The organism is Flavobacterium sp. Sd200, from assembly GCF_009826935.1.
Taxonomy (GTDB): Bacteria; Bacteroidota; Bacteroidia; order Flavobacteriales; family Flavobacteriaceae; genus Flavobacterium.
The window spans coordinates 111,540-134,127 of the sequence record NZ_WUMN01000007.1 but is presented as its reverse complement, the minus strand read 5'-3'; the positions used below and the strand labels follow the sequence as shown (position 1 = coordinate 134,127).

The 22,588-nt window shown below is 40.8% G+C and carries 20 protein-coding genes; 6 read left to right on the top strand and 14 right to left on the bottom strand.

The features are described from left to right. Positions 1 to 3 precede the first annotated feature (3 nt). Positions 4 to 1,086 (bottom strand): diphosphomevalonate/mevalonate 3,5-bisphosphate decarboxylase family protein, encoded by a 1,083-nt coding sequence (locus GR160_RS16515; RefSeq protein WP_160750999.1) that lies wholly within the window; start codon positions 1,084 to 1,086, stop codon positions 4 to 6. 169 nt (positions 1,087 to 1,255) lie between these two features. On the opposite strand from GR160_RS16515, the gene polA reads away from it, so the two are divergent. Then, a complete protein-coding gene (gene polA / locus GR160_RS16510; protein ID WP_160750998.1) occupies positions 1,256 to 4,090 on the top strand; it encodes a DNA polymerase I in 2,835 nt (944 codons plus the stop codon). 177 nt (positions 4,091 to 4,267) lie between these two features. Beyond that, the gene (locus tag GR160_RS16505; RefSeq protein ID WP_160750997.1) at positions 4,268 to 5,593 is read left to right on the top strand and encodes a serine hydrolase; all 1,326 of its coding nucleotides are present in this window, start codon (positions 4,268 to 4,270) and stop codon (positions 5,591 to 5,593) included. 57 nt (positions 5,594 to 5,650) lie between these two features. Here the strand turns inward: GR160_RS16505 and GR160_RS16500 are convergent, their stop codons facing one another. The 3 genes from GR160_RS16500 to GR160_RS16490 all read right to left on the bottom strand — a co-directional run bounded on the left by GR160_RS16500 (position 5,651) and on the right by GR160_RS16490 (position 7,989). Then, positions 5,651 to 6,649: an acyl-ACP desaturase gene (locus tag GR160_RS16500; protein ID WP_160750996.1), complete on the bottom strand. Its 999-nt coding sequence runs from the start codon at positions 6,647 to 6,649 to the stop codon at positions 5,651 to 5,653. 9 nt (positions 6,650 to 6,658) lie between these two features. After that, on the bottom strand, positions 6,659 to 7,393 hold the full coding sequence (locus GR160_RS16495) for a 1-acyl-sn-glycerol-3-phosphate acyltransferase (RefSeq protein ID WP_160750995.1): 735 nt from the start codon (positions 7,391 to 7,393) through the stop codon (positions 6,659 to 6,661). Between the two features lie 185 nt (positions 7,394 to 7,578). Next, on the bottom strand, positions 7,579 to 7,989 hold the full coding sequence (locus tag GR160_RS16490) for a BrxA/BrxB family bacilliredoxin (protein WP_160750994.1): 411 nt from the start codon (positions 7,987 to 7,989) through the stop codon (positions 7,579 to 7,581). Between the two features lie 306 nt (positions 7,990 to 8,295). On the opposite strand from GR160_RS16490, the gene GR160_RS16485 reads away from it, so the two are divergent. Next, positions 8,296 to 9,453 carry an ATP-binding protein gene (locus tag GR160_RS16485; RefSeq protein WP_160750993.1) on the top strand — a complete coding sequence of 386 codons (1,158 nt, stop codon included), beginning with the start codon at positions 8,296 to 8,298 and terminating at the stop codon, positions 9,451 to 9,453. A gap of 104 nt (positions 9,454 to 9,557) precedes the next feature. Then, positions 9,558 to 10,034, top strand: a complete 477-nt coding sequence (locus tag GR160_RS16480; protein ID WP_160750992.1) for a TspO/MBR family protein — start codon at positions 9,558 to 9,560, stop codon at positions 10,032 to 10,034. Between the two features lie 106 nt (positions 10,035 to 10,140). Here the strand turns inward: GR160_RS16480 and GR160_RS16475 are convergent, their stop codons facing one another. The 4 genes from GR160_RS16475 to GR160_RS16460 form a co-directional block, all read right to left on the bottom strand. After that, entirely contained in the window at positions 10,141 to 11,589 is a 1,449-nt protein-coding gene (locus tag GR160_RS16475) for a nicotinate phosphoribosyltransferase (protein ID WP_160750991.1), read from the bottom strand. 64 nt (positions 11,590 to 11,653) lie between these two features. Then, positions 11,654 to 12,199, bottom strand: coding sequence for an NADAR family protein (locus tag GR160_RS16470; protein WP_160750990.1), 546 nt, complete (start codon positions 12,197 to 12,199; stop codon positions 11,654 to 11,656). Beyond that, positions 12,196 to 13,026, bottom strand: coding sequence for a ribose-phosphate diphosphokinase (prs, locus tag GR160_RS16465; RefSeq protein WP_160750989.1), 831 nt, complete (start codon positions 13,024 to 13,026; stop codon positions 12,196 to 12,198). The genes GR160_RS16470 and prs overlap by 4 nt, the downstream gene beginning before the upstream one ends. 76 nt (positions 13,027 to 13,102) lie before the next feature. Next, positions 13,103 to 13,789, bottom strand: a complete 687-nt coding sequence (locus tag GR160_RS16460; RefSeq protein ID WP_160750988.1) for an NUDIX domain-containing protein — start codon at positions 13,787 to 13,789, stop codon at positions 13,103 to 13,105. A gap of 156 nt (positions 13,790 to 13,945) precedes the next feature. Here GR160_RS16460 and GR160_RS16455 point away from each other — a divergent pair, with 156 nt between their 5' ends. After that, positions 13,946 to 14,647, top strand: a complete 702-nt coding sequence (locus GR160_RS16455; RefSeq protein WP_160750987.1) for a DUF4397 domain-containing protein — start codon at positions 13,946 to 13,948, stop codon at positions 14,645 to 14,647. A gap of 86 nt (positions 14,648 to 14,733) precedes the next feature. On the opposite strand, the gene dnaG is transcribed toward GR160_RS16455, so the two are convergent. From dnaG to GR160_RS16430, 5 genes are all read right to left on the bottom strand, one after another. Next, on the bottom strand, positions 14,734 to 16,749 hold the full coding sequence (dnaG, locus tag GR160_RS16450; protein ID WP_160750986.1) for a DNA primase: 2,016 nt from the start codon (positions 16,747 to 16,749) through the stop codon (positions 14,734 to 14,736). Positions 16,750 to 16,836: 87 nt separating this feature from the next. Continuing rightward, positions 16,837 to 17,766, bottom strand: a complete 930-nt coding sequence (locus GR160_RS16445; RefSeq protein ID WP_160750985.1) for a cation diffusion facilitator family transporter — start codon at positions 17,764 to 17,766, stop codon at positions 16,837 to 16,839. 168 nt (positions 17,767 to 17,934) lie between these two features. Beyond that, positions 17,935 to 18,972, bottom strand: coding sequence for a hypothetical protein (locus tag GR160_RS16440; protein ID WP_160750984.1), 1,038 nt, complete (start codon positions 18,970 to 18,972; stop codon positions 17,935 to 17,937). A 31-nt stretch (positions 18,973 to 19,003) separates the two neighbouring features. Continuing rightward, entirely contained in the window at positions 19,004 to 19,783 is a 780-nt protein-coding gene (locus GR160_RS16435) for a hypothetical protein (protein WP_160750983.1), read from the bottom strand. Further along, positions 19,770 to 20,330, bottom strand: a complete 561-nt coding sequence (locus tag GR160_RS16430; RefSeq protein WP_160750982.1) for an RNA polymerase sigma factor — start codon at positions 20,328 to 20,330, stop codon at positions 19,770 to 19,772. The genes GR160_RS16435 and GR160_RS16430 overlap by 14 nt, the downstream gene beginning before the upstream one ends. Positions 20,331 to 20,569: 239 nt before the next feature. Here GR160_RS16430 and GR160_RS16425 point away from each other — a divergent pair, with 239 nt between their 5' ends. After that, complete coding sequence (locus GR160_RS16425) at positions 20,570 to 21,547, top strand: hypothetical protein (RefSeq protein WP_160750981.1); 978 nt, start codon at positions 20,570 to 20,572, stop codon at positions 21,545 to 21,547. A 26-nt stretch (positions 21,548 to 21,573) separates the two neighbouring features. Here GR160_RS16425 and GR160_RS16420 read toward each other — a convergent pair whose 3' ends face one another. Then, positions 21,574 to 22,551, bottom strand: coding sequence for a polyprenyl synthetase family protein (locus GR160_RS16420; protein ID WP_160750980.1), 978 nt, complete (start codon positions 22,549 to 22,551; stop codon positions 21,574 to 21,576). Positions 22,552 to 22,588 lie beyond the last annotated feature (37 nt).

Below are 22,588 nucleotides of genomic sequence, written 5' to 3'. Positions count from 1 at the left end.
TTATTACAAAACCTGCGCCCCTGCACCAATTTTGTCGCAAATGTACTGGTTATTTTGGCAATAGCCAATCAATTCTGTAGTAATAAATTGCAAAACTTTAACGCTAACGTTTTCAGGATACAGCACATGCACATTGGCTCCGGCATCGAGCGTAAAACACACAGGCACACCCGTTTGCTGCCTAAAGTTCCATATAGCGTTTATGATACTCAGGGTATTGGGTTTCATTAGTATAAAATAAGGTTGGCTGGTCATCATCATGGCATGCAATGTGAGTGCCTCGCTTTCGGTAATTTTAATAAAATCATCAACATTACCCTCAACAAGTGCCTTTTTAATGCCCGACAGGTTTTCGTGTGCCTGTGCAAAACGTCTTTCGGCATAAGGGTGTTCGTGCATAAGGTCGTGTCCAAGGGTACTGCTCACCTGTTTTTCTCCTTTGTCTACCAGCAAAATAGTATCCTGATAGGTCTTGAATACATCGTGAACTTCGGCAGGAAATTCTACACCAAACAAATCGCTGCTGCCCTCAATCCCTGCATGTTCTCCCCAAACCACGGTACTGCCTTTTATACTGCGACAGGCACTCCCTGACCCTAAACGTGCCAGAAATGACGCCTTTTCATAAAAATAAGCATCGGTCATTTCAGGGTTCAGCAGGCGCTCCAGGCTCATCAGGTTAACAGCCAGTGCCGCCATACCTGATGCCGATGATGCAATGCCCGAACTGTGCGGAAAGGTATTTTGTGTATTTATGGTAAAATGGTATTCTTTTAAAAACGGAAGATATGCTTCGATCCTTTCAAAAAACTTCTCGATCTTGGGGCGAAAGCTGTCTTTAGGTTGGCCCTCAAATGAAAAGTCGAAAGTAAAAGCCGTTGTATCGGTTTTCTTTTCGAAACCAAGGGTGGTAATGGTCTTACAATTGTTAAGCGTAAAGCTAACCGATGGGTTGGCAGGAATTTGATTTTCTTTTTTACCCCAGTATTTTACAAGGGCTATATTGCTGGGGGCACTCCATGTAAAGCTGCCGTTTTGTGCTGTTTGTGTATATGCCGATGGTATAAATTGCTGTACCGTTGCCATGCTTAAAATTTTAGCGCAAAGATACAGTTTCAACCCCGAATTTTACCAATTGGCATTAAATAATGGCCTGCTGAAATTTTTTCACCACCCTATTATCTTCCATTAAAACGCGCAACCGCTTCCTCATCTCCTGTGGTTTGTTTATTTTTACATCCAAACAAAAAACAAAATGTCTGCACAAAAACGCCTTTTCCTGCTCGATGCCTATGCCCTAATATTCAGGGGTTATTATGCCTTTATAAAAAACCCGAGAATAAACTCTAAAGGGCTTGACACATCGGCAATTATGGGGTTCATGAACTCTCTGCTCGATGTTATCAAGCGCGAAAAGCCTGACCATCTTGCCGTAGCTTTTGATAAAGAAGGCAGTACTGTGCGCACCGAAATGTTTGCCGAATATAAAGGCAACCGCAGTGCCACACCCGAGGCCATTGTTATTGCAGTGCCCTACATACAGCAGCTTTTAAAAGCCATGCACATTCCTATTATAGAATTGGCAGGCTGTGAGGCAGACGATCTAATTGGAACAATTGCCAAACAGGCCGAAAAACAAAACTATCAGGTATTTATGGTAACGCCCGATAAAGATTTTGCACAGCTTGTATCTGAAAATATATTTATGTACCGTCCTGCCCGTATGGGTAACGGTATAGAAATCTGGGGCGTACCCGAAGTTTTGGAGCGTTTTGAAATAGAACGCCCTGAGCAGGTTATAGACTATCTGGGCATGATGGGCGACGCAGTAGACAATATTCCGGGATTGCCGGGCGTGGGCGAAAAGACCGCCAAGAAACTGCTTAAAGATTATGGCAGTATGGAAAACCTGCTGGCAAACACGCACGAGCTTAAAGGTAAATTACGCGAAAATATTGAGGCCAACAAAGAAAAGGGCATTATGTCTAAAAAGCTGGCCACCATTATAACCGACTGCAGCGTTACTTTTGATGAGGATGATTATGAACTTACAGCCCCAGATACACCAAAGGTAGAAGAGTTGTTTAATGAGTTGGAGTTTCGTCGCATGGCAGAGCAGTTTCATAAACTATTTGCCGATGGTGAAAGTTATAACGAAATTGCCACACAGGCACCTGCACCAACCAAAGCCGTTGCCAAGAACACGCAGCAGTTTGATTTGTTTAATGTGGGCGGCGAAGATGCCGAAACAAGTGTTGAAACCCCTGGCTTTTATGCTACGCTGCAAAATACAGATCATCACTACCAATTGGCGGAAACACCTTTTGCCATTAATTTTTTAATACGCGACCTGTTAAAACAAACCAGCGTATGTTTTGATACCGAGACCACAGGTGTAGATGCGCTTACGGCAGAGCTAGTAGGCATGTCTTTTTCATGGGAAAAAGGCAAGGGCTTTTATGTTCCGCTACCTGCCAGCAAAGATGAGGCACAGGAGATAGTAAATAAGTTTATTCCGTTTTTTGAGGATGAAAATATTGAGAAGGTTGGTCAAAATTTAAAATACGACCTTGAAATATTGGCTAATTATGGCGTTACCGTAAAAGGCAAATTCTTTGATACCATGATTGCCCACTATCTTATTAACCCCGATATGCGCCACGGCATGGACATACTTGCCGAAACCTACCTGAAATACAGCCCTATGCCCATTGAAACACTGATAGGAAAAAAAGGCAAAGGGCAAAAAAGCATGCGCGATGTTGAACTGGAGCTGATCAAAGAATATGCCGTTGAAGATGCCGATATTACGCTACAGCTTAAAGAGCTTTTTGCACCCGAACTGGAACGTACCGGAACGCAAAAGCTGTTTGACGATATAGAAATTCCGTTGATGCCTGTGTTGGCCTCTATGGAGCGCGAAGGTATTAACCTTGACATTGCCTATTTAAAAGAACTTTCGGCCGAATTAGCAGCCGATGCCAAGGCTTTAGAACAGCGCATTTATGAAACCGCAGGGCAAAGCTTTAATCTTGGCTCACCAAAACAGTTGGGCGAGATACTGTTCGACAAACTAAAAATTGGCGGTGCAAAGGTTAAAAAGACAAAAACCGGGCAGTATGCCACAGGCGAAGAAGTATTGTCTTATTTAGCTAACGAACACCAGATAGTTCAGGACATTTTAGAGTGGAGACAGGTTGTAAAACTGCAAAATACTTATGTAGATGCATTGCCGTTACAGGTAAAAGCTGTGTCAGGTCGTGTGCATACAGATTATATGCAAACCGTTGCCGCTACAGGCCGCCTTAGCAGCAACAACCCTAACCTGCAAAATATCCCTATACGCACGCAAAGGGGCAGGCAGATAAGAAAAGCATTTATAGCGCGCGATGAAAACTATACCCTTGTAAGCGCGGATTACTCACAAATAGAACTTCGCATTATTGCTGCCCTTAGCGGCGACCCGGAGATGATACGCTCATTCCAAAACGGGGAAGACATTCACGCAAGTACGGCTGCAAAGGTATTTAACGTGGCATTGCAGGATGTAACCCGCGAGCAAAGAAGCCACGCCAAAACAGTAAACTTTGGTATAGTATATGGAGTGTCTGCTTTTGGGTTAAGCAACCAAACGTCGCTTAGCCGCAGTGAGTCTAAAGACCTGATAGATGCCTATTATAAAACCTACCCGCGCCTAAAGCAATACATACAGGAGCAGGTAGAACTGGCAAGAGAGCAGGGCTATGTACAAACCATATCTGGGCGCAGGCGCTATTTAAAAGATATTAACTCGCAAAACCAAGTGGTGCGCGGCGGAGCAGAGCGCAATGCCGTTAATGCCCCTATACAGGGAAGTGCTGCCGATATTATAAAAATTGCGATGATAAACATACAAAAAAGGCTTGTAAATGAGGGCTGGAAAAGCAAAATGTTGCTCCAGGTACACGATGAGCTTGTTTTTGACGTTCATAATACAGAACTGGACCGCATTAAGCCCATGATAAAAGAGGAAATGGAAAGTGCCTTTACACTGGAAGTGCCTCTTGAAGTAGACCTGGGCGAAGGTACGAACTGGCTGGAGGCGCATTAAGAGATAAAGCTAAAAGGCTATATTTTAAAACCTACAAGGTTTTTGTAAACCTTGCAGGTTAGGCAAACAGTTAAGCTCCTGCAAGGTCTTTAGGACCTTGTAGATATTCTAAGCAGATGATCGTATGCTAAAATAGTGATGCGCTTCAGCTTTTATGAACAATAATATATTGCTGATATGAATATGAAAAAAGCGTTATCAATTTTACTACTCCTTGTGTTTACCCTGCCAGCAATGGCACAGGGCAACAGGCTACAGAAAATTGACAGCCTGATGAATTATTATTACGAACATAACAAGTTTATGGGATCGCTCAGCATTCGCGAAAGAGGTGTGCTGGTTTATGACAAATCTTACGGCTTTGCTGATGTTCAAACTCAACAGGCGGCCACTAAAGACACTAAATACAAAATAGGCGGCATTACCCAAATGTTTACGGCCACACTTGTTTTTCAGCTTATAGAAGAAAAAAAACTGACGCTTAAAACCAAGCTGTCCGATTTTTATCCCAAAATAAAAAATGCCGATAAAATTACCATTGCCAATCTGCTAAACCACACCAGCGGTATTTTTGATATTAATGCTGACCCGGCTTTTGCGCAATGGGTTACTAAATTTCAGGCACGCAAAAGCATGCTGGACAGGATTATTGCTTACGAACCTGCCTTTGCTCCAAATGCCAAAGTAGAATACAGCAACACCAACTACCTGCTGCTGGGTTACATCATTCAGGACGTTACAAAAAAAACCTTTAAAGAAAACATTGCACAGCGCATTGCAAAAAAAGCCATACTTAAAAACACCTACTATTATGGCAAGACCAACCCAAAACGCAACGAGGCATATTCATATACATTTGATAACGGCAAATGGATAAAACAGGAAGAATGGAACGAAGCAGGTGTTGGAGCTGCAGGAGGGCTGTTTAGCACCACTGCCGACCTTACAAAATTTGCACAGGCGTTGTTTGACGGCAAGCTTGTTAATGCTGAAAGCGTGGCCGAAATGAACAAAATAGACATGGGCTATGGCAAGGGCGTTATGAACTTTATGTTTGCCGAACGAAAGTTCGCCGGCCACAATGGTAATATAGAGGGATTTACAAGCGTACTGGGTTATTATCCAAAAGAGCAGATAGGCTTTTCGTTGGTACTGAATGGTGCCAACTGCGATTTTAATGAGCTCGTACTGGGAATACTGAGCTGCTATTACAAGCTGCCATACCGTTTTCCTGATTTTGTAAACAAAGTATCGGTAGACGAAAACACACTTAAAAAGTATGAAGGCAATTACACTAATCCTACACTGCCATTTGTAATAGAGGTTATGCTGCACGAAGGCAGGCTAAGGGTTCATGCTGATGAACAGGGTACGTTTTACATTACCCCTATTAGCCAAACGGAGTTTAAACATGAAGGATCGGGTGTAGTAATGGAGTTTACATCAACCGGGTTTATCCTTAAACAAAACGGCACAAGTACCAACTTTACAAAAAAGCAGTAGTTTAGTTTTTTTAAACCGGGTAACCGCATAAAAAAAGAGGCCTGAGCCTCTTTTATATTATTTAACCACAGCAGGATTTACCCATTTAAAAATATGTGGTTCCTGCGGTATAACAAGCCTTTCAGATATTCTTGCCATTCTGTCCGGCAGTTTCATCAGGTAGTCACGGGCTTTTTCTGCTTCAGCAGTAAGACCATTTACTTTATCTATCTTCCATTTTTCTATAAGCTTGCGCAAAATATCTACATAATCACTTGCAGTATATACTCCTGCGCGCTGAGCCGAATCAGAGAATTGCTCAAAAGCACTGCTTATAGCCTGTTGTCCTGACTCTCTTAAAAAGTGTGCAGGCATAACTATTTTTTGCTTCATCATGTACTGGAATGCCAGCATCATTTCGCTTGGGTCTACTTTAAATATTTGGTCAACGAATTCGCTGTATGCCATGTGGTGGCGCATTTCGTCGCCTGCAATAAGCTTACACATTTTAGAAAGCTTATTGTCTCCATATTTCTTAGCTATCTGTGCTACACGGTTGTGCGATATATAGGTAGCCAACTCCTGAAAACTTGTATATACGAAGTTTTTATATGGGTCGCGCCCGGTGCCGATATCAAAACCATCATTAATAAGGTATTGGGTCGTGATTTCTATCTCGCGCATATTTACACGCCCGGACAAATACAGATATTTGTTTAGCACATCGCCGTGGCGGTTTTCTTCACCCGTCCAGTTTCTTATCCATTTGCTCCAGCCGTTGCCAATGTTCTCAGTTTGTTTAACGCCCTCAACATCCATTAGCCACGATTCATAGGTAGGCAATGCCTCTTCTGTAATGGTGTCTCCAACAAGGGTAACCCAAAAATCATAAGGCAGATCCTTTGCAATTTCACGAAGCTCTTTAAGGTCTTCATAAAAAGTTTCGTTTTGCGAATCAGGCAGCAAATCCGTAGGCTGCCAAATTTTTTCCACCGGAATAAGGTAACTCTCAACAAAAGTGTCGATGTTCTTCTCTAAAAAAAGCATTACCTCCAGGCGGACGTTGTGTGTAGACATGATATTTCTTTAATTTTTTATTCCCTGTATTACTGCATTCTCTGTTCTCCTCATCACTTCTTCAAAAGGGATATTCTTAATAGCAAAAGGTTCCTGAATTGTAAAAGTTAACCGGCTACCCAACCCTAACGGATATGAACCAAAACGTACAATTTTCCATGAGTTGTTTATGCTTAAAGGCACAATATACGCATCGGGCGCATATTTGCACAGTATTTTAAGACCGTTTTCACTAAACCTCTTAGGCACACCTGTTTTGCTTCGTGTACCTTCAGGAAAAATTACGGCACTGCGGCTGTGTTTCTGTATGTATTCGCCCATGCCTTTAATTGCAGGTAGTGCCTGCTTGGCATCTTTCCTATCTATTAGAACGCTGCCTCCGTGCCTTAAATTGTATGAAACGCTTGGTATGCCTTTACCCAACTCTTTTTTACTTATAAACTTTGGGTGAAATTTGCGCATAAACCATATAATGGGCGGAATGTCGAACATACTTTGGTGGTTAGCCACAATGATAAGCGGAACTCCGGCAGGAACTTTCTCTACTCCTTCAAATTTAATAGATGTCCCTAATATGTGCAGGCATCTTACAAGGCAACCGTTTAGCATATCTACGCTCTTTTTATGTGCCTGATAGCCAAAAACGTTAAAGCACACCCATTGCACAGGGTGAAACACCAACAGGCATATAGAGAATACTATATAAAATATCAGAGATATGAAATAAGAAAGTGCCTTTTCCATTTGCTTACAAAAAATCCGCACAAAAGTAGTGTGTTTTTACGTAATAATAAAAAGTTTTAATATGCAGGCATAATTTAGCTTCAGTTTAGCAAATCCATAATTGATTAATGTGTATTTAATTATGCTATAGCAAAGAATAAAAAAACCACGCAAATGCGTGGTTTAAAATATAATCTATTTAAAGATTAGCAATACTCGTCGTAAGCGTCTTTAAGGTTTTCAGCAATCATTTCTGCAGGACGGCCTTCAATGTGGTGGCGCTCCAGCATGTGTACTAATTCGCCATCTTTAAATAAAGCCATACTTGGCGATGATGGCGGGAACGGAAACATAAGGCTGCGTGCCTCATCTACAGCTTCTTTATCTACACCGGCAAAAACAGTAATAAGGTTTTCAGGCGTTTTAGCATTGGCAAGGCTCATTTTTGCGCCCGGCCTTGCATTGCGCGCTGCACAACCACAAACAGAGTTTACTACTACAAGTGTAGTACCTTTTTGAGAAAGGGCATTTTTTACATCACTGGCAGTATATAGTTCTTTAAAACCGGCTTCCGATAGTTCGGCGCGCATTGGCTTTACAAGTTCTTCAGGATACATAATTTTATTATTTAAAATTGTTGCTACAAAGTTACATAAAAAATAAGCAACAATACTAACCGTAATGTTTATTGTTACATTTTTATTTTAACTGCTCAGCAGCACAAATTGTTTGTTATTACAGTATTAAATTGACAGTGTGTCTTTGTATTAGGGTTATTATTTAATAGATTTGTAAGGAGAGGGCATATTCACAATCATGTGTTTCTTATAATTAAAACCTACAAGGTTGAAAAAACCTTGCAGGTTAGCTACAGCATGGTTGAAGTTCCATCTTAATTCTGAAATCTAAAAACTGAAATTGCCGTGATCAACAAGCGCTTACTCATAAAAAACCTACTCGCCCACAACGACGAGAGTAGCTTTTATGATAAAAAGCGCCAGTTAAACCTGCATACTAAAGAGGGTAAGGCAAAGTTTGTAAAACACATTTGTGCACTTTCTAACTCAAATCCCAACAATAACTCTTATATAGTTGTAGGTGCCGAAGACCATGATAACGAAATTACAGGCACAGACTTTTATGACGACAGCCGCATACAAAACCTTGTGAATGCCTTTCTTGTAAACCCACCTCACATACAGTATGAAAATGTGCCTTTCCCTCACTTGCCTAAAGACCGGGTGGTAGGGTTGGTTACCATTAGCCCCAATGCCAAGACATCCTACTTTAAAAAAAACGCCCATACTATAGTTGCCGGCACTGCATTTGTGCGTTTAGGCAGCAGCTCAATACCCGCCGATGCTGCCAATATAAACCCCAACAGCACACAAAACACAGAAACAGTTACTGCTATAGAAAACAGTTCACACAACAGCATAGAACACACGCTTGAAGGAGTTATGGATTTTATAAACAACCGCCATAAAGACATGACGGCCAAATATAAAGTTTTTAAGGAGCTTTTTGTAGTGTGCTGGGCTGGGCATAAAAAAGTGGTAAAAGGCCGCACCTATTTTAGCCGCGTAGATATTGAGCTGATAAATGAGCAGGTAAAACTGTTTTATTCGGCACTGGACGAGGTGAGCATAGAATATACCGATGACAGTTTTTTAATAACCGAATATGTTGCCCTTGGGCTTAACGACAAAACCAGCTATTACCCATTAGAGCAGGTGCGCATTAGCTTTCAGGATAATGGGTATTATAATATTGAGTCGGCATTGCTATTCGAACCACCGCAGTTTAACCGCAAAATGATGTTTCATATTTATAACTCTAACCTGACACTTCTGGATAAGCTAACCAAAGGCATAGCACTAAACGAACGAGAGCATCGCGATATGCAAAACCTTCCGCACACGCTCATGGTGTGTTACCTGAACGGTTTTGACGAAGCCCGGGCAAAACTTATTGAGGCCAAACCATTGCTTAAGGCATACCCTGATGGCAGCATATATCTATCATTTAAAGAAGCCATGCGTGTATTACGCAAAATGAAGTATGATAAAACCACGGTTTAATTTTATTTCAAACGCTCTCAAAACTCATACATAATGAAACTTTACTGCTTTTTACATTAAAACCGATGTAATAATTCTAACTTTGTTTAAGCAAAACATCTAAAATGTCTCCACTCTATAAAATAATGGTCATGGTAGTAACCTGCTTAGGTATTGGCTACCTTGGCGGACAGGTTACACAAAGCAGTGTAGAAACATGGTATCCGTTATTAGAAAAACCGTTCTTTACGCCACCTAACTGGGCTTTTCCTGTAGCGTGGACAACCCTTTATATATTTATGGGAATTGCCGCCGGACTGGTATGGAGCCGCATAGAAGTTGAAACCGAAACCGTGCGAAAAGGGCTAACATTTTTTGCCATTCAGCTTGTGCTGAACGCACTATGGTCATATCTTTTCTTTGGGTTAAAGAATCCGCTTCTTGCCCTTATAGAGATTGTTTTGCTATGGCTCATGATCTATGAAACTTATTTGCCGTTTAAAAGAGTAAGCCGATACGCAGGCTATCTTTTTATCCCCTATCTTGCATGGGTTACCTATGCTACTGCACTTAACGGCGCTATTTGGTGGATGAACAGGTAGTTAGGAGTATTAAGTATCAAGTATTGAGAATTAAGAATAATCCAGTATAATCAAGGATATAGTCTAAAATCTAACAACTCAATTCTCAATACTTAATACAACAAACTTATCTTACCCTATCCCTTATGTCAGCCAGCGATTGGTTAATAAGTAGTTTCCCATCCCTGAAAACCTCTTTAAGCTCCCCAGTTTGTTCTTCTGCCCAATTTACACCGTCAATCAGTTTATACACGTCGTCTTCAAGCACTATTTTCATTAAACCCTTAGCCGATTTTTTGGTTCCATCATCAGTAATAGGGTCTTTAAAAATTTCGCGGCCTTCACCGTTAACTTCGCCATAAGTAGCTTTCATGGCAAAGCCAAAGGTGTCTCGGGTATTGTACTGGTAGGTAAAAGAACCCAGCCCTAAAACTACGTTAGTGCTTGCAAAACCTTTTTGTTTGAGCCTTTCGCAAATATCAGTAGCTCTGGCAATGGTTATGCTGTCGCCATATATAGCGCCTATTTGTGGTATTAGCTCTTTATAGCCTTTGGCATTCGTTGTTCCGCCAAAAACATCCCATAGCAGCTCTACCACACCCTTGCGCTCTTCAAAGGTTTTACCGTTAGGGTTACCGCAAAGAATGTCGGCAGGGTCGCCGCTGTCGGGGCGTACAACCACTTTGCCTTCTCGATTGGCAATTGTATCTTTTAAACGGGGAAGGTAATCGGTAAGCACCCTCCACAAATCCCAGGTGTCAGATACTATAGAAACTATACCTTTAGGGTAAATATCAGTAATGAGTCTTTTAAAAGTATCAAACTCGCCCTCTGTAGTGCCCATGCACATTACAGAGTGTTCTGTAGCGGCAACAGAGCCCGCCACCAGTTCTGTATCGCTGTTGGCATTATAATACTGCTCAAGGAAATCTATTGCAGGTATAGTATCGGTACCGGTAAAGCTTAACAAATGCCCTGCGGCAGAAGTAATTCCTGCATCAGTACCACCCATACCGCGCATAGAAAAGTCGTGCCCCTGCCAGTTAACAAACTCCGGTACCGATGATGTTTCAGCAGCATATTTATCCAGTATCCTGCGGTACTGACGCGCAATGGTAGCCGAATTGCACGGAAGCCATACCACGGTAGAAAGCAGCGTTTCAAAATAATTGGTTAGCCAAAAGAACTCCGGCAAAGTGTTGTACATGGTAAACATAGGCACACGCATGGGCACCGTTGCACCCTCGGGCAGGGCTTTAAACACCATAGGAATATAGCCCAAATCATGCAGCGCCTCTATGTGTGCCATGCCTACCTGGTTTTCGCCCAGATAATTGTTTACCCTACGGGCATATTGTTGTACAACCTCGTCTTTAGGGCGTTTAAAAAAGTATTCTTCAAAATCGTGGAGTATGTATTTTTTAATAAAGTATTGCAGGCCAAAGAATATTACACCCTCTACGCCCTCAATACGTGATTTTCTGGGAGTCCAGTTGCTGTACACTAAGGTTGTGCCATTTGGGTATTGCCTGCGGTGATCTAATTTATATCCGTCGGTTAAAAGTAGTGGGTTCATGGTGTTTATTGTTTATGGTTATTGGTTGTTTGTTGTTGGATTGATGTCTTTAGTCTATTATCTATCATCTCCTATCTTCAAGTAAATCTCTTACTTCCATGAGAGCAAAGCCTAAAAGGTTATCCCCGCGCCATTTTTCAGGGTTATAACAATCAGGGTTGTCTGCAGCAAGGCCAATGCCCCATATAGCATCTACAGGACTGGCTTCCACAATAACCCTATTTCCGGTATTCAGCAGGAAATCTTTAAGGCTTTGGTTTTGGCTAAATTTATAATAGTTGCCTTTTACTACAATCTCAAACCTACATTTAAGCCATTGTTCCTCATCATAATTTTTAACCTCCCTCCCTAATTTCTTTGCTTCGGCAGGCGATTTGCACGAAATGATCTTCTCCATAATTTCTGTATCGTTAAAAAGCTCCGCTTTTTTAGCCATCATATAATGCTCTGCCGATTTATATTCAACACCATCTGCTGTAAAAGCAGCCTCCCACCATTGGCTAAGGCATGATTTTGTTATGCTTCCGTCTTTAGAGGGCTGGTTACCCCAAAACATCAGGAACTTTTTAGGTGTTTTATCCGCTGTTAATATTTCTTTACTATATTTCATAACTGTATTGCTATCTGTTCAACTTTTTTATTTTCCATATCTGTAAAAGAATTTGTGGTGTAAATTTTGGTAAAATAATCGCCTAAAACCCCAAAGCCTTTACTAAAAATACCATGGCTAACGGCAAGGTATAAATTTCCTGCGTTTTTAGCTTTAAGGGCTTCTGCAAGGCCAATAAAAGTGCCGCCTCCGTCGCAAATATCGTCAACAATCAGGCAGTCTTCACCGTTAAGGTCATCTTCATATACCTTAAATCCAGATAGTTTTCCGGTCTTTACATCCCTGCTTTTGCTGCATTCGGTTACGTTCACACCCCCTAAATATTCTGACACTTTGTATATTTTTTTAAGCGCCCCACCATCTGGAGAGATTAGTCTTACGTTACTGCCAATGCTTTGCATAACCTCTTCAATAAAAGTATGGTTGGTTATTACTTCGCAGTTATTAAGCAGGGCAGGCGTAACCTCAGAGTGCGGGTCGAAAACCGTTACTTTATTAAATTGTATTGCGTTAATAATATCGGCATTTACCTTTACAGTCAGCGGTTCACCCGGCACCATAACCCTGTCCTGTCGCGCCCCGGGAAAATACGGTATAAAGAGGTTTATTTTTGCAACACCCATGCGCCTTAAGGCATCAGCAGCAATGCAAATAAATCCAAGTGCATTAAAGCTGTTAATCCTTTGGGTAATGGTTACAGTCTGGTTAACATCAAAACCGGGTTCGATCTTTATATGTGGTTCGCCGCCATAAAATGTAAGGGCTTTAAAATTTATGGCCTGTCCGTCTACGGGTTTAAAGCTGGGGTCAAGATTAAGTACTAACATAAATTTCTATATTTGCGTAAAACTTACACAAATATAGAAAACCTAAAATTGACTGCAAAATTATTTTGTGTGTTTTTTACGCAAATCTAATTTCAAAGTAAAAACCCTCTTTAACCATGGCGTCATATTTTTGCTTATTAAAGCGGAAAAGCTTAGCAGGACGGCCACTTTTTTTATCAGCAAGCTTGTCCGTTTCTTCAATAATGCCAAAGCTCAATATCTTTTTACGGAAGTTGCGGCGGTCTATTTCTTTTTCAAGAATGGTGCAGTACAGGTTTTCGAGGTCGGAAAACAGGAACTCAGCAGGCAGCAAATCAAAACCTATAGGCTGGTAAGTAAGTTTTGCCTTTAAACGGGTAATGGCTGCGGTAAGGATGAGGTTATGATCAAACGCCAGTTGTGGCACGGCGCTGATTGTAAACCACTGTACGTTTTCAGCATCGGTATCAGCCTTAATTATGGTTTTAGAAGCGTCTATCAGTGCAAAATAAGCTACAGATACAACCCTGTTTCTGGAATCGCGATTAACATCATCGCCAAAGGTGTAAAGCTGTTCCAGGTAATTTACACTGACATTGGTTTCTTCTTTCAGTTCGCGCTTTACAGCTTCAATAAGAGGCTCATTGCTTTGCACAAGCCCGCCCGGCAATGCCCAATAAGGCTGTTGCCCATCAAATTTTTGCTGAATAAGCAGTACATAAAGATTACTGTTTTGGTAACCAAAAACTACAGCATCTACGGCCAGTTTTATTTTTTGCTCCATTTGTAAGCGTAAATTATACACAAATATAAGCCGTTTGAGTTAGTTATCATTCACAATTTAAAATGTCTGGTGCAACTATGTCAAAACTGTTAAATATTATGCCCTCACGCAACCCCTACCCTTTGTTGAGCATCTATATGTAAAATTAAATACGTTATGAAACTCAACTTTATTACAAAACTAATGATGGGCGTAGCAATAACTGCTTCTTTAGCTTCCTGCAGCCTTGACGATGACAACAATTATGATATACCACAGCAAAATGTGGCCCGCGGACTTATAGCAAATGCCAGCCCAAGCAGCGGCAACCTGTATTTTTTTGCCGATGAGAACCAGGTTAATGAAACGGCCCTTAATTATGCTGAAGCAAGGGGGTATTATCATTTTAGGCTCGGCCAAAGGGTGTTGAGCCTTAAAGACCAAAGCGGTACGGTTTTAGACACAGTGCATGTAACGCTAAGGGACGGCGACTATTTTAGTGCTTTTGCAGTAAACACTTTTGATGATATTGAACTGGTGTCTTATACCGATTCGCTCGAATATCCGGAAGCTAACCATGCGCTGGTTAGGTTTATAAACCTTTCGCCCGATGCTCCTGCCATAAAAATAGATGCTACCGGAATAACCCAATCACTGGCTACCGATGTAGCATTTAAAGACGCTACACCATTTATATCGGTACCACGTGGCTCACGCGAAATACGCTATACCAACGCCCAAACGGGTGCCACACTTTTTACAGATACTAATGTAGAGTTTAGTCCCGGCAGAATTTATACTATTTATACCAAAGGTTTTGTAACTCCACCAACAGGCAGCAATGAAACCTTTAGCACAAAACTGCTTCAAAATTATTAAGGTTGTTTGGATGTTTATATCAGGTTTTTAGGAAAGAACGGCTGGGCAAAATGCTCAGCCGTTCTTGATTTATATCACCGGATGTTTTAATAATAACTGCTGCGAATGCGGCTGAGTTTGCGCGAAAGATAATTGATGAGCGTATTGTAGTCTTTTACATTCATCAGTATTTCCATATTGTCAGCATCGGGGCTTACCTGCATTTTTAGGTCCTGTATAAGCCTGCCCAAAAGCAACCAGCGCAAATCAGCAATATGCTCATTAGTATAAGCTGTAACTGCCATTAGCTTGCTTTTCACAGGTATTTGCTGTTTCTCTTCCCATTCATGTAGCTGATAGCGCTCATCCTGCATAAAAATATCGGCTGCAACTCCCTGCAGTTCCGGCGGCAGGCTATTCAAAAATACATCGGCAGTAAAACTTTCGTTTGCCAGATAATGGTCTACAATGGCTTTGTAAAGATCCCTGAAAAGCGGGTTGGTAAACTGTATCTCATCTTCCTGGAGGTTTAAATAGATACGCTCATATACCTTATAGCTTTTTTGTTCGGTATGTTCATATTCTTTACCAAACTCGTCAAACTTAATGTACACATCTTCAAAGTCCTGCTCTGTACTTCCATACAGCAAGAGTATTTCGAGAATGCGACGCTCCAGCGCATCCATAATATTAAACCGATTGGGCTGTACTATTTCTATAATATTGCCTTCGTCATCAAATATAGGCTCATCTTCGGGCACAACGCTCATGGGCTGTTGTTGCTGTTGCTCCTTTATTTTTTTTCCGGCATCGGCAATTTCTTTGCTAACAAGCTGTGCAAGTGTGCTGGTAAGCACCTGCTCGCTTATATCCATAATACGGGCACACTCCTGTATATAGACCTCACGCTGAATGCGATCCGGTATTTTGGCAATACTGCCCACCATATCCCTTATTAAGCCTGCTTTTTTAACAGGGTCGTTCTGAGCATCTTCCATAAGGAGCGAAGCCTTAAACTGTATAAAATCTTTAGCGTTGGTGCTAAGATACTCCACTAACTGGTCGTGTGGGGTTTTGCGTGCAAAACTGTCGGGGTCATCGCCATCAGGAAAAGAGCATACTTTTACGTTCATGCCTTCTTCCAATATTAGGTCGATACCACGGATAGATGCTCTTAATCCGGCAGCATCGCCATCAAATAGCACCGTAATATTTTTAGTAAGGCGGTTGATAAGGCGAATCTGGTCTGGGGTCAATGCCGTACCCGAGCTCGAAACCACATTCTCTATACCGGCCTGATGCATTTGTATAACATCGGTATAACCCTCAACCAAATAACAGTTATCCTGCTTGGCTATAGCCTGCTTGGCGTGGTTAATGCCATACAGCACTTTGCTTTTGTGGTAAATATCGCTTTCGGGAGAATTGAGGTATTTAGCCGCTTTTTTATCGTTGGTCAAAATACGTCCGCCATAGCCCAGTACCCGGCCTGCAAGACTTTGTATAGGAAACATAACCCTACCCCTAAAACGGTCTATATGCCTACCGTCTTCGCGGGCAATAGTTAGTCCTGTTTTATCTAAATATTCCAGCTTATATCCTTTGCCCAAGGCTTCTTTAGTAAAGGCATCCCATTCTTCGGGCGAGTAGCCCAACCCAAACTTTTTAATGGTTTCGGCTGTAAAGCCACGTTCTTTAAAATAAGAATAACCCACAGACCGCCCCTCATCGGTATTGAACATCGTGTCCTGAAAGTACTTTTGCGCAAATTCGCTAACCAGATACATGCTTTCTTTTTCGTTGGCCTGTTCTTTCATGGCATCGGTTTGCTCTGTTTCCTCTATCTCAATATTATATTTTTTAGCAAGATACCTTATGGCTTCCGGATACGAAAAATGTTCATGCTCCATAAGGAAAGCCACCGAATTTCCTCCTTTGCCACTACTAAAATCTTTCCATATCTGCTTTACCGGAGACACCATGAATGATGGCGATTTTTCGTTACTGAACGGACTTAGCCCTTTGTAGTTGGTACCCGATTTCTTGAGTACAACAAAATCACCGATTACCTCCTCTACACGGGCGGTTTCAAAAACAGTATCTATGGTATTTTTAGAGATCAAATCTTAGTGGTAGTTGCAAAATTAAGATTTACAAAGTTACAAAGATTTGATGTTAATTCTGTCCGGCCTTAAAATAGCTGACATTTACTAATGCTCATGATGGTTGGATCTATCCCACAATTCGCAGGCTTCATCTTCAAGCTCCACCTCCACAGTATAATATTTAAACGGATATTGCTTAAGCACTGCTTTCACATCGCGCTTTACCTGCATAATTTCGGCAAAAGTATCTACTCCTTTTGTGGTTATATGGGCTGTGTAAACATGATGTTCGCCTTCCAGAGACCAGATATTTATATGGTGCATGCCTGCAACATGCTCTATCTGCAATATTTTTTGCTTTATCTCATTGGCATCAATATCTGCCGGAGACCCCTGTAAAAGTATTACAAGCGTTTCTCTAAGCCTCCCAATTACATTGTAAAGAATAAAAAGCGTAATACCTAATGATAATGCAGGATCCAGCCACGGGGCATGCGTAAACATCATTACTATCGATGCTATGAGTACAGCAGCCCAACCCAAAACATCTTCTATAAGGTGCCAACTCACCACTCGCTCATTTAACGATGTGCCGCCGCTAAGCCTAAAGGCCGCATAGCCGTTTACGGCAATACCCAAAATAGCAAAATACAGCATGCCCTGCGCATCGGCTTCTTCAGGATGAATAAAACGGTTTACGGCTTCATAAATTACAAAGCAGGAGCCCACTATCAATATCACACTGTTTATGAGCGCCCCAAGCAAAGAGAACCTACTGTAACCAAAGGTAAACTTACTGTCGGCACCGGTTTTTGATTTGTTATGCAAATACCACGATATACCCAGCGAAAGGCTATCGCCCATATCGTGCAATGCATCCGACAATATAGAAACACTGTTTACATAAAAGCCGCCTATAATTTCTAAAATGGTAAACCCCAGGTTAAGAAAAAAAGCTGCCTTTATATTTTTTGACGAAATATTGTGCGAGTGGTCATGGCCATGCGAGTGGCTATGTGAGTGGTCGTGAGGCATTGTGTGTTGTTATGTGTGTAGTTAGCCTGCAAAATTACAAAACTAAAAGCCTCATGGCTGATAAGCGAATATTAAAAAACGGTCAACATTTAATAAAAACAAAAGAAGGTGCTATCCGCTCACTTTGGACAGCACCTTCTAAAAAAGTACAAAACTAACCTTTAACTATTAATTGAAATCAAAACGTATGCCAAGAGATAAATTATTCTGATCTATTTCGTTATTTGCAAAAACAGACTGCAAATCATACTTTGCATACAGGCTAAATTCACGATAGCCCACATAGGCACTCACACCATATACAAAGTCGTTTACATTATAGCCGCCTTTAGTTTTTTGCTTAACATCGTTACCCTCATCATTTTTAAATTTAAGTATCTGCTTCTCCTTTAGGTTAACACCTGCATAACCGCCAAGGCCAACACGGATGCTTTTGTGCGTAGGGAATGTAACTTTATCTTCATCAGTTCTCTTTTTGGTAAAGTCGAACTCTAAGTGTGCAGGCACCACAAGGTTTACATAGCGCAGGCGGGCAACATCTATATGGCGTCCGGCATCGGCAAGTATGGTTTTGTTACCGTCTCTAACAAATATTTTATCGTTCTCAGGACGCAGGTTGTTGTATTGCAACGAAAGGCCATATTTTGCATGCAGCAGGTTATTGCTTTTTAGTAATCTTGTGTTCCAGCTAAGCCCCCATTCATAAAAATCGCTCCTCCATTTATAACGGTCATCGGCCTTACCATCATTCATAAGCCTGTTTACTCCCATGGCAAACACCAATTGCGATGTTGTTCTTTTATAGCTGATACGTTTTCTAATAGAATCTTTTACCTTATGAAAATCGTCATCATAAGTAAGACTAAGCCTTTTAATTTTGGTTTCTTCTATTTTACCATCAACCTTATCTTTAACCAGGTCAGACAGTTTTTGTTCTTCTGCAGCCACAAGGCGTTCAATATTAGCAGCGCGTTTTTGGGCAAGCTCCTGTTTTTTAGCCTCGGCTTGGGCAGCTGTAATCTCATTTTTTTCTAACTGTACATTTACAGCCTCTACCTCTGTTTTAAGCGAGTCTTTTTGCTGTTTTGTAATAAGTTCTATTTTGTCGCCTATAGCATTAGCGCGCTGGCTAAAGGTTTGCTGGGCAAAAGCGTTGGTAGCGCACAGGCATAGCAGTGCCACTACATAAAAAGCAATAGTTTTCATGTTCGTAAATTTTATTATGATTGATGATTGTTTACTGGTGGTTTCGGGTAGCCACCGATGTTTTTACTTTATTGTAACTTTTAGATACTGTATTTAATACTTTGCTCCTGAAACTTTCGTCGAGCTCTCCCTCTACCGATGAAAGCAGCGAATTGGCATTTACCTTAACCGATGGCTGCTGCACCTTTGGGTTAATTACTACAGGGTTGCCCGATGCAGGTTTATCAGACGATCTCGCATCTACCGATGCTAACAGGCTGTTGGCGTCTACCCTTATTTTTGAAGGTGTCACTTTTGGAACTGTTGTTTCGGACTCAGTGGTATTAACTATTATTTCCTGATTTGCCGGCACAGTATGATTTACAGCAGCAACTGCTGTATTTGCCGGAGCATTTTTTTGCTGTTTAACAATCGTTTTTTGAGCTATTGTATTGTTAGTCTTTTTATTAGCTACTCTTTCAGGAGTATCAGCAGTAACGGCAACGGCTTCTTGCTGTTTAATTGTCTGAGGAACAACTACTGCCGGGGTGGTTTCTTCCTGATCTATAACTTGTGGTTGTGTTGTAGTGGTAACCACGCTGTTGTTTGTGTTAGTAGTGGTTTCTTTTTGCTGATCCAGGAACAGTACACCAACCAACAGCAGGGCTAAAAAGCAGGCTGCCATATACATCCAGGTGCGGTTAGGTTTTTTCTTTTTCTCTTCTGTAACCGACAACATTGCATCCAACCTGTCCCAAGCCATGCCGCTTGGCTCAATGGTGCGCTGCTCCATCTTTATTTTAATATCCTGTTCAAATTTATTCGGTTCCATTTACGTAATTCTTTTGTTTGTTAATTTGCTCCTGAAGCATTTTGCGGGCGTGGCTCAGTTGCGATTTGCTTGTTCCTTCATTAATCCCCAGCATTTTTGCTATTTCCTGATGCTTATAGCCCTCTACAACATACAGGTTAAAAACCATTTTATATCCGTCGGGCAGGCTGTCTATCAGGTTCTGAATATCTTCAACACTAAAATGGCTTTCTATATTATTAAACGTATCCTCTACAAAAAATTCATCTTCTATATATCCCACTTTTTTCTGGACTCTGATGTACGATATGCATTCGTTTACCATTATCCGCCTTATCCATCCTTCAAAACTGCCTTTGTGTTCAAAATTTTTAAGGTTTGTAAATACTTTCATAAAAGCGGTTATCATTACATCTTCGGCCAGGTGCAGGTCTTTTATATACTGCCTGCAAATGCCCAGCATTTTTGGAGCATGCTTAGAGTAGATCTTTTGCTGCGCATGCCGGTTGTTCTCGGCAGCGAGCTTTATAAGGTCTTTCTCATCCTGATGTAAGTTAATTACTTTCAAAACTTGTATTGTTGGTTTGTTGATGGCCGTTTGTTTATTATTAACCCGACCTCTATTATCATAGACGACAAGGGTTGTAAAAAGGTTGCATGAAAGATAAAATATTTTTTTTATTTTCCCTTAACAACCTATGCACAAGAACATTAAACCTTAAATATTTTTTAAACCTATTAAGTAAAAGTTAATTATAGGTGAAAAATATTATTTTTGGGCAAAATAACTAACACCACTATTTAAATATGAAAAGAACACTTCTTCTTTTATTGCTATCAGCAGCAAGTTCCATCTCTAACTTATCAATGGCACAAATATCTGTAGGGCGCAGTAGAACGGGGCGTCAGGAAGATTTTAGAGAGGGACAGATAGATATTATAAAGAGTAAGACCAGTTTTTTTGTAAATGAAGGCTTTACTATAGAAGAACTTGAATCTGTTCTTAAGGAGGTATGGACGGTAAACCCATATAAAGTAATAACTAATGAAGAGCTTAAAAAAAATGAACAATTGTACTATACAGAGGGTAATGCAATAGCCAAAATGACTATGATTATGACTATGAAACCATCCAGTACCGGAGTTGGAAGTACGTCGGGCAGCACTTACGTATATTTTAATTATTTTTATCCTGACGGTATAAAAGAAAATGAAGGGGAATTGTCTTACAAACATAACGAAGTTGCATCAGTCTATATGGGGAGCAGTGGCGAAACTATGTGGAGAATTTATAAAAATAAAAAAATTGGCAACCTACGTGAAGATTTTTTTAATTATAAATTAGGGTATTTTAAAAATTATTTGCAATACATAAATAACCTTCTTTTAAATAATGGCACTTCTTGGGCTTATGATAGTGATTACAACAAAAATAAGCTGAAAGAACTAGCAACTAAAACGCTGTACATATCTGATTATCTAAATACAGCATCACTTATTGGTAGTTTACGTAATAAAAGCGGTAATCCTGACAAGCTTTTAAAAAAATATCCTTATAGATATGAGTGGATAAGTGATGAAGCTTTAAACAAAAAGATTTTAGAAGGTGGTAATGAGGATTTTTATTACTTATTTTATACAAGGGTTAACAGTCAAAAGATGATAACAGTAACTAATGGCAGAACCGGAGATGTGATTTATAAAAATTATACGACCATGACTTACGAGATAAAACCTAAAGACTTGGGCGAACTTGCAGATGCCATAGAGAAGAGTTCAAAGTAATAACTTTTTACGCTGAAACCTACTAATTATATCTTTCTCTCAATTACATAATTAACCATAAGTTGTAGCGCTTCTTTGTAAGCAGATGCCGGATAGGTTTCCAGTATTTGCAAGGCCTCCTGCCTAAAGCTGCCCATGCGTTGTTCGGCATAAGTAAGGCCCCCTTTTTGCTTCACAAAGTCTATTACCTGTTTTACGCGCTTTTTATCTTTATTGTGGTTCTTAACCGAATTGATCACCCATTTTTTTTCGTCTTTAGAACAGTTGTTAAGGGTATATATTAAAGGCAATGTCATTTTTTGTTCTTTAATATCTATACCTGTGGGCTTGCCAATGGCATCTTCAGTATAATCAAAAAGGTCGTCTTTTATTTGGAAAGCCATGCCTATAAGCTCGCCAAACTTGCGCATCTTTTCTGTATCATCCCCCTCGGGATTTACAGAACACGCGCCAAGCGAACAGCAGGCGGCAATAAGCGTAGCCGTTTTTTGACGGATAATTTCATAATACACATCTTCGGTAATATCAAGCCTGCGGGCTTTTTCTATTTGAAGGAGCTCGCCCTCGCTCATTTCGCGCACGGCCACAGATATTATGCGAAGCAGGTCAAAATCACCATTATCTATAGAAAGTAGTAAGCCTTTAGAGAGTAGGAAGTCACCCACCAGTACGGCTATTTTGTTTTTCCACAATGCATTTACGGAGAAAAATCCGCGGCGGCGGTTGCTGTCATCTACCACATCGTCGTGCACAAGGGTAGCAGTATGTATAAGTTCTATTACGGCTGCGCCACGGTAGGTACGTTCGTTTACTGTGCCGTTGCTTACCATTTTTGCAGTAAGAAAAACGAACATAGGTCGCATTTGTTTGCCCTTGCGGTTTACAATATAATGCGTTATACGGTTAAGCAGAGCCACTTTGCTGGACATCGAGTCGCGAAACTTTTTTTCAAAAAGTTCCATTTCATCAGCTATGGGCTGTTTTATTTGCTCAACTATCTTCATGCGCATCAAAGATAGCAAAACACTTTAGAGTTATAAA

What these genes read in the sequence shown, in the direction of transcription:
- GR160_RS16500 (WP_160750996.1), bottom strand. Translation starts at nt 6,649, where the DNA reads ATGTCTACACACAACGTCCGCCTGGAGGTAATGCTTTTTTTAGAGAAG.
- GR160_RS16470 (WP_160750990.1), bottom strand. Translation starts at nt 12,199, where the DNA reads ATGAAATATAGTAAAGAAATATTAACAGCGGATAAAACACCTAAAAAG.
- GR160_RS16480 (WP_160750992.1), top strand. Translation starts at nt 9,558, where the DNA reads ATGTCTCCACTCTATAAAATAATGGTCATGGTAGTAACCTGCTTAGGT.
- GR160_RS16445 (WP_160750985.1), bottom strand. Translation starts at nt 17,766, where the DNA reads ATGCCTCACGACCACTCACATAGCCACTCGCATGGCCATGACCACTCG.
- GR160_RS16490 (WP_160750994.1), bottom strand. Translation starts at nt 7,989, where the DNA reads ATGTATCCTGAAGAACTTGTAAAGCCAATGCGCGCCGAACTATCGGAA.
- prs (WP_160750989.1), bottom strand. Translation starts at nt 13,026, where the DNA reads ATGTTAGTACTTAATCTTGACCCCAGCTTTAAACCCGTAGACGGACAG.
- polA (WP_160750998.1), top strand. Translation starts at nt 1,256, where the DNA reads ATGTCTGCACAAAAACGCCTTTTCCTGCTCGATGCCTATGCCCTAATA.
- GR160_RS16420 (WP_160750980.1), bottom strand. Translation starts at nt 22,551, where the DNA reads ATGAAGATAGTTGAGCAAATAAAACAGCCCATAGCTGATGAAATGGAA.
- GR160_RS16455 (WP_160750987.1), top strand. Translation starts at nt 13,946, where the DNA reads ATGAAACTCAACTTTATTACAAAACTAATGATGGGCGTAGCAATAACT.
- GR160_RS16460 (WP_160750988.1), bottom strand. Translation starts at nt 13,789, where the DNA reads ATGGAGCAAAAAATAAAACTGGCCGTAGATGCTGTAGTTTTTGGTTAC.
- GR160_RS16515 (WP_160750999.1), bottom strand. Translation starts at nt 1,086, where the DNA reads ATGGCAACGGTACAGCAATTTATACCATCGGCATATACACAAACAGCA.
- GR160_RS16435 (WP_160750983.1), bottom strand. Translation starts at nt 19,783, where the DNA reads ATGGAACCGAATAAATTTGAACAGGATATTAAAATAAAGATGGAGCAG.
- GR160_RS16505 (WP_160750997.1), top strand. Translation starts at nt 4,268, where the DNA reads ATGAATATGAAAAAAGCGTTATCAATTTTACTACTCCTTGTGTTTACC.
- GR160_RS16440 (WP_160750984.1), bottom strand. Translation starts at nt 18,972, where the DNA reads ATGAAAACTATTGCTTTTTATGTAGTGGCACTGCTATGCCTGTGCGCT.
- GR160_RS16475 (WP_160750991.1), bottom strand. Translation starts at nt 11,589, where the DNA reads ATGAACCCACTACTTTTAACCGACGGATATAAATTAGATCACCGCAGG.
- GR160_RS16495 (WP_160750995.1), bottom strand. Translation starts at nt 7,393, where the DNA reads ATGGAAAAGGCACTTTCTTATTTCATATCTCTGATATTTTATATAGTA.
- GR160_RS16425 (WP_160750981.1), top strand. Translation starts at nt 20,570, where the DNA reads ATGAAAAGAACACTTCTTCTTTTATTGCTATCAGCAGCAAGTTCCATC.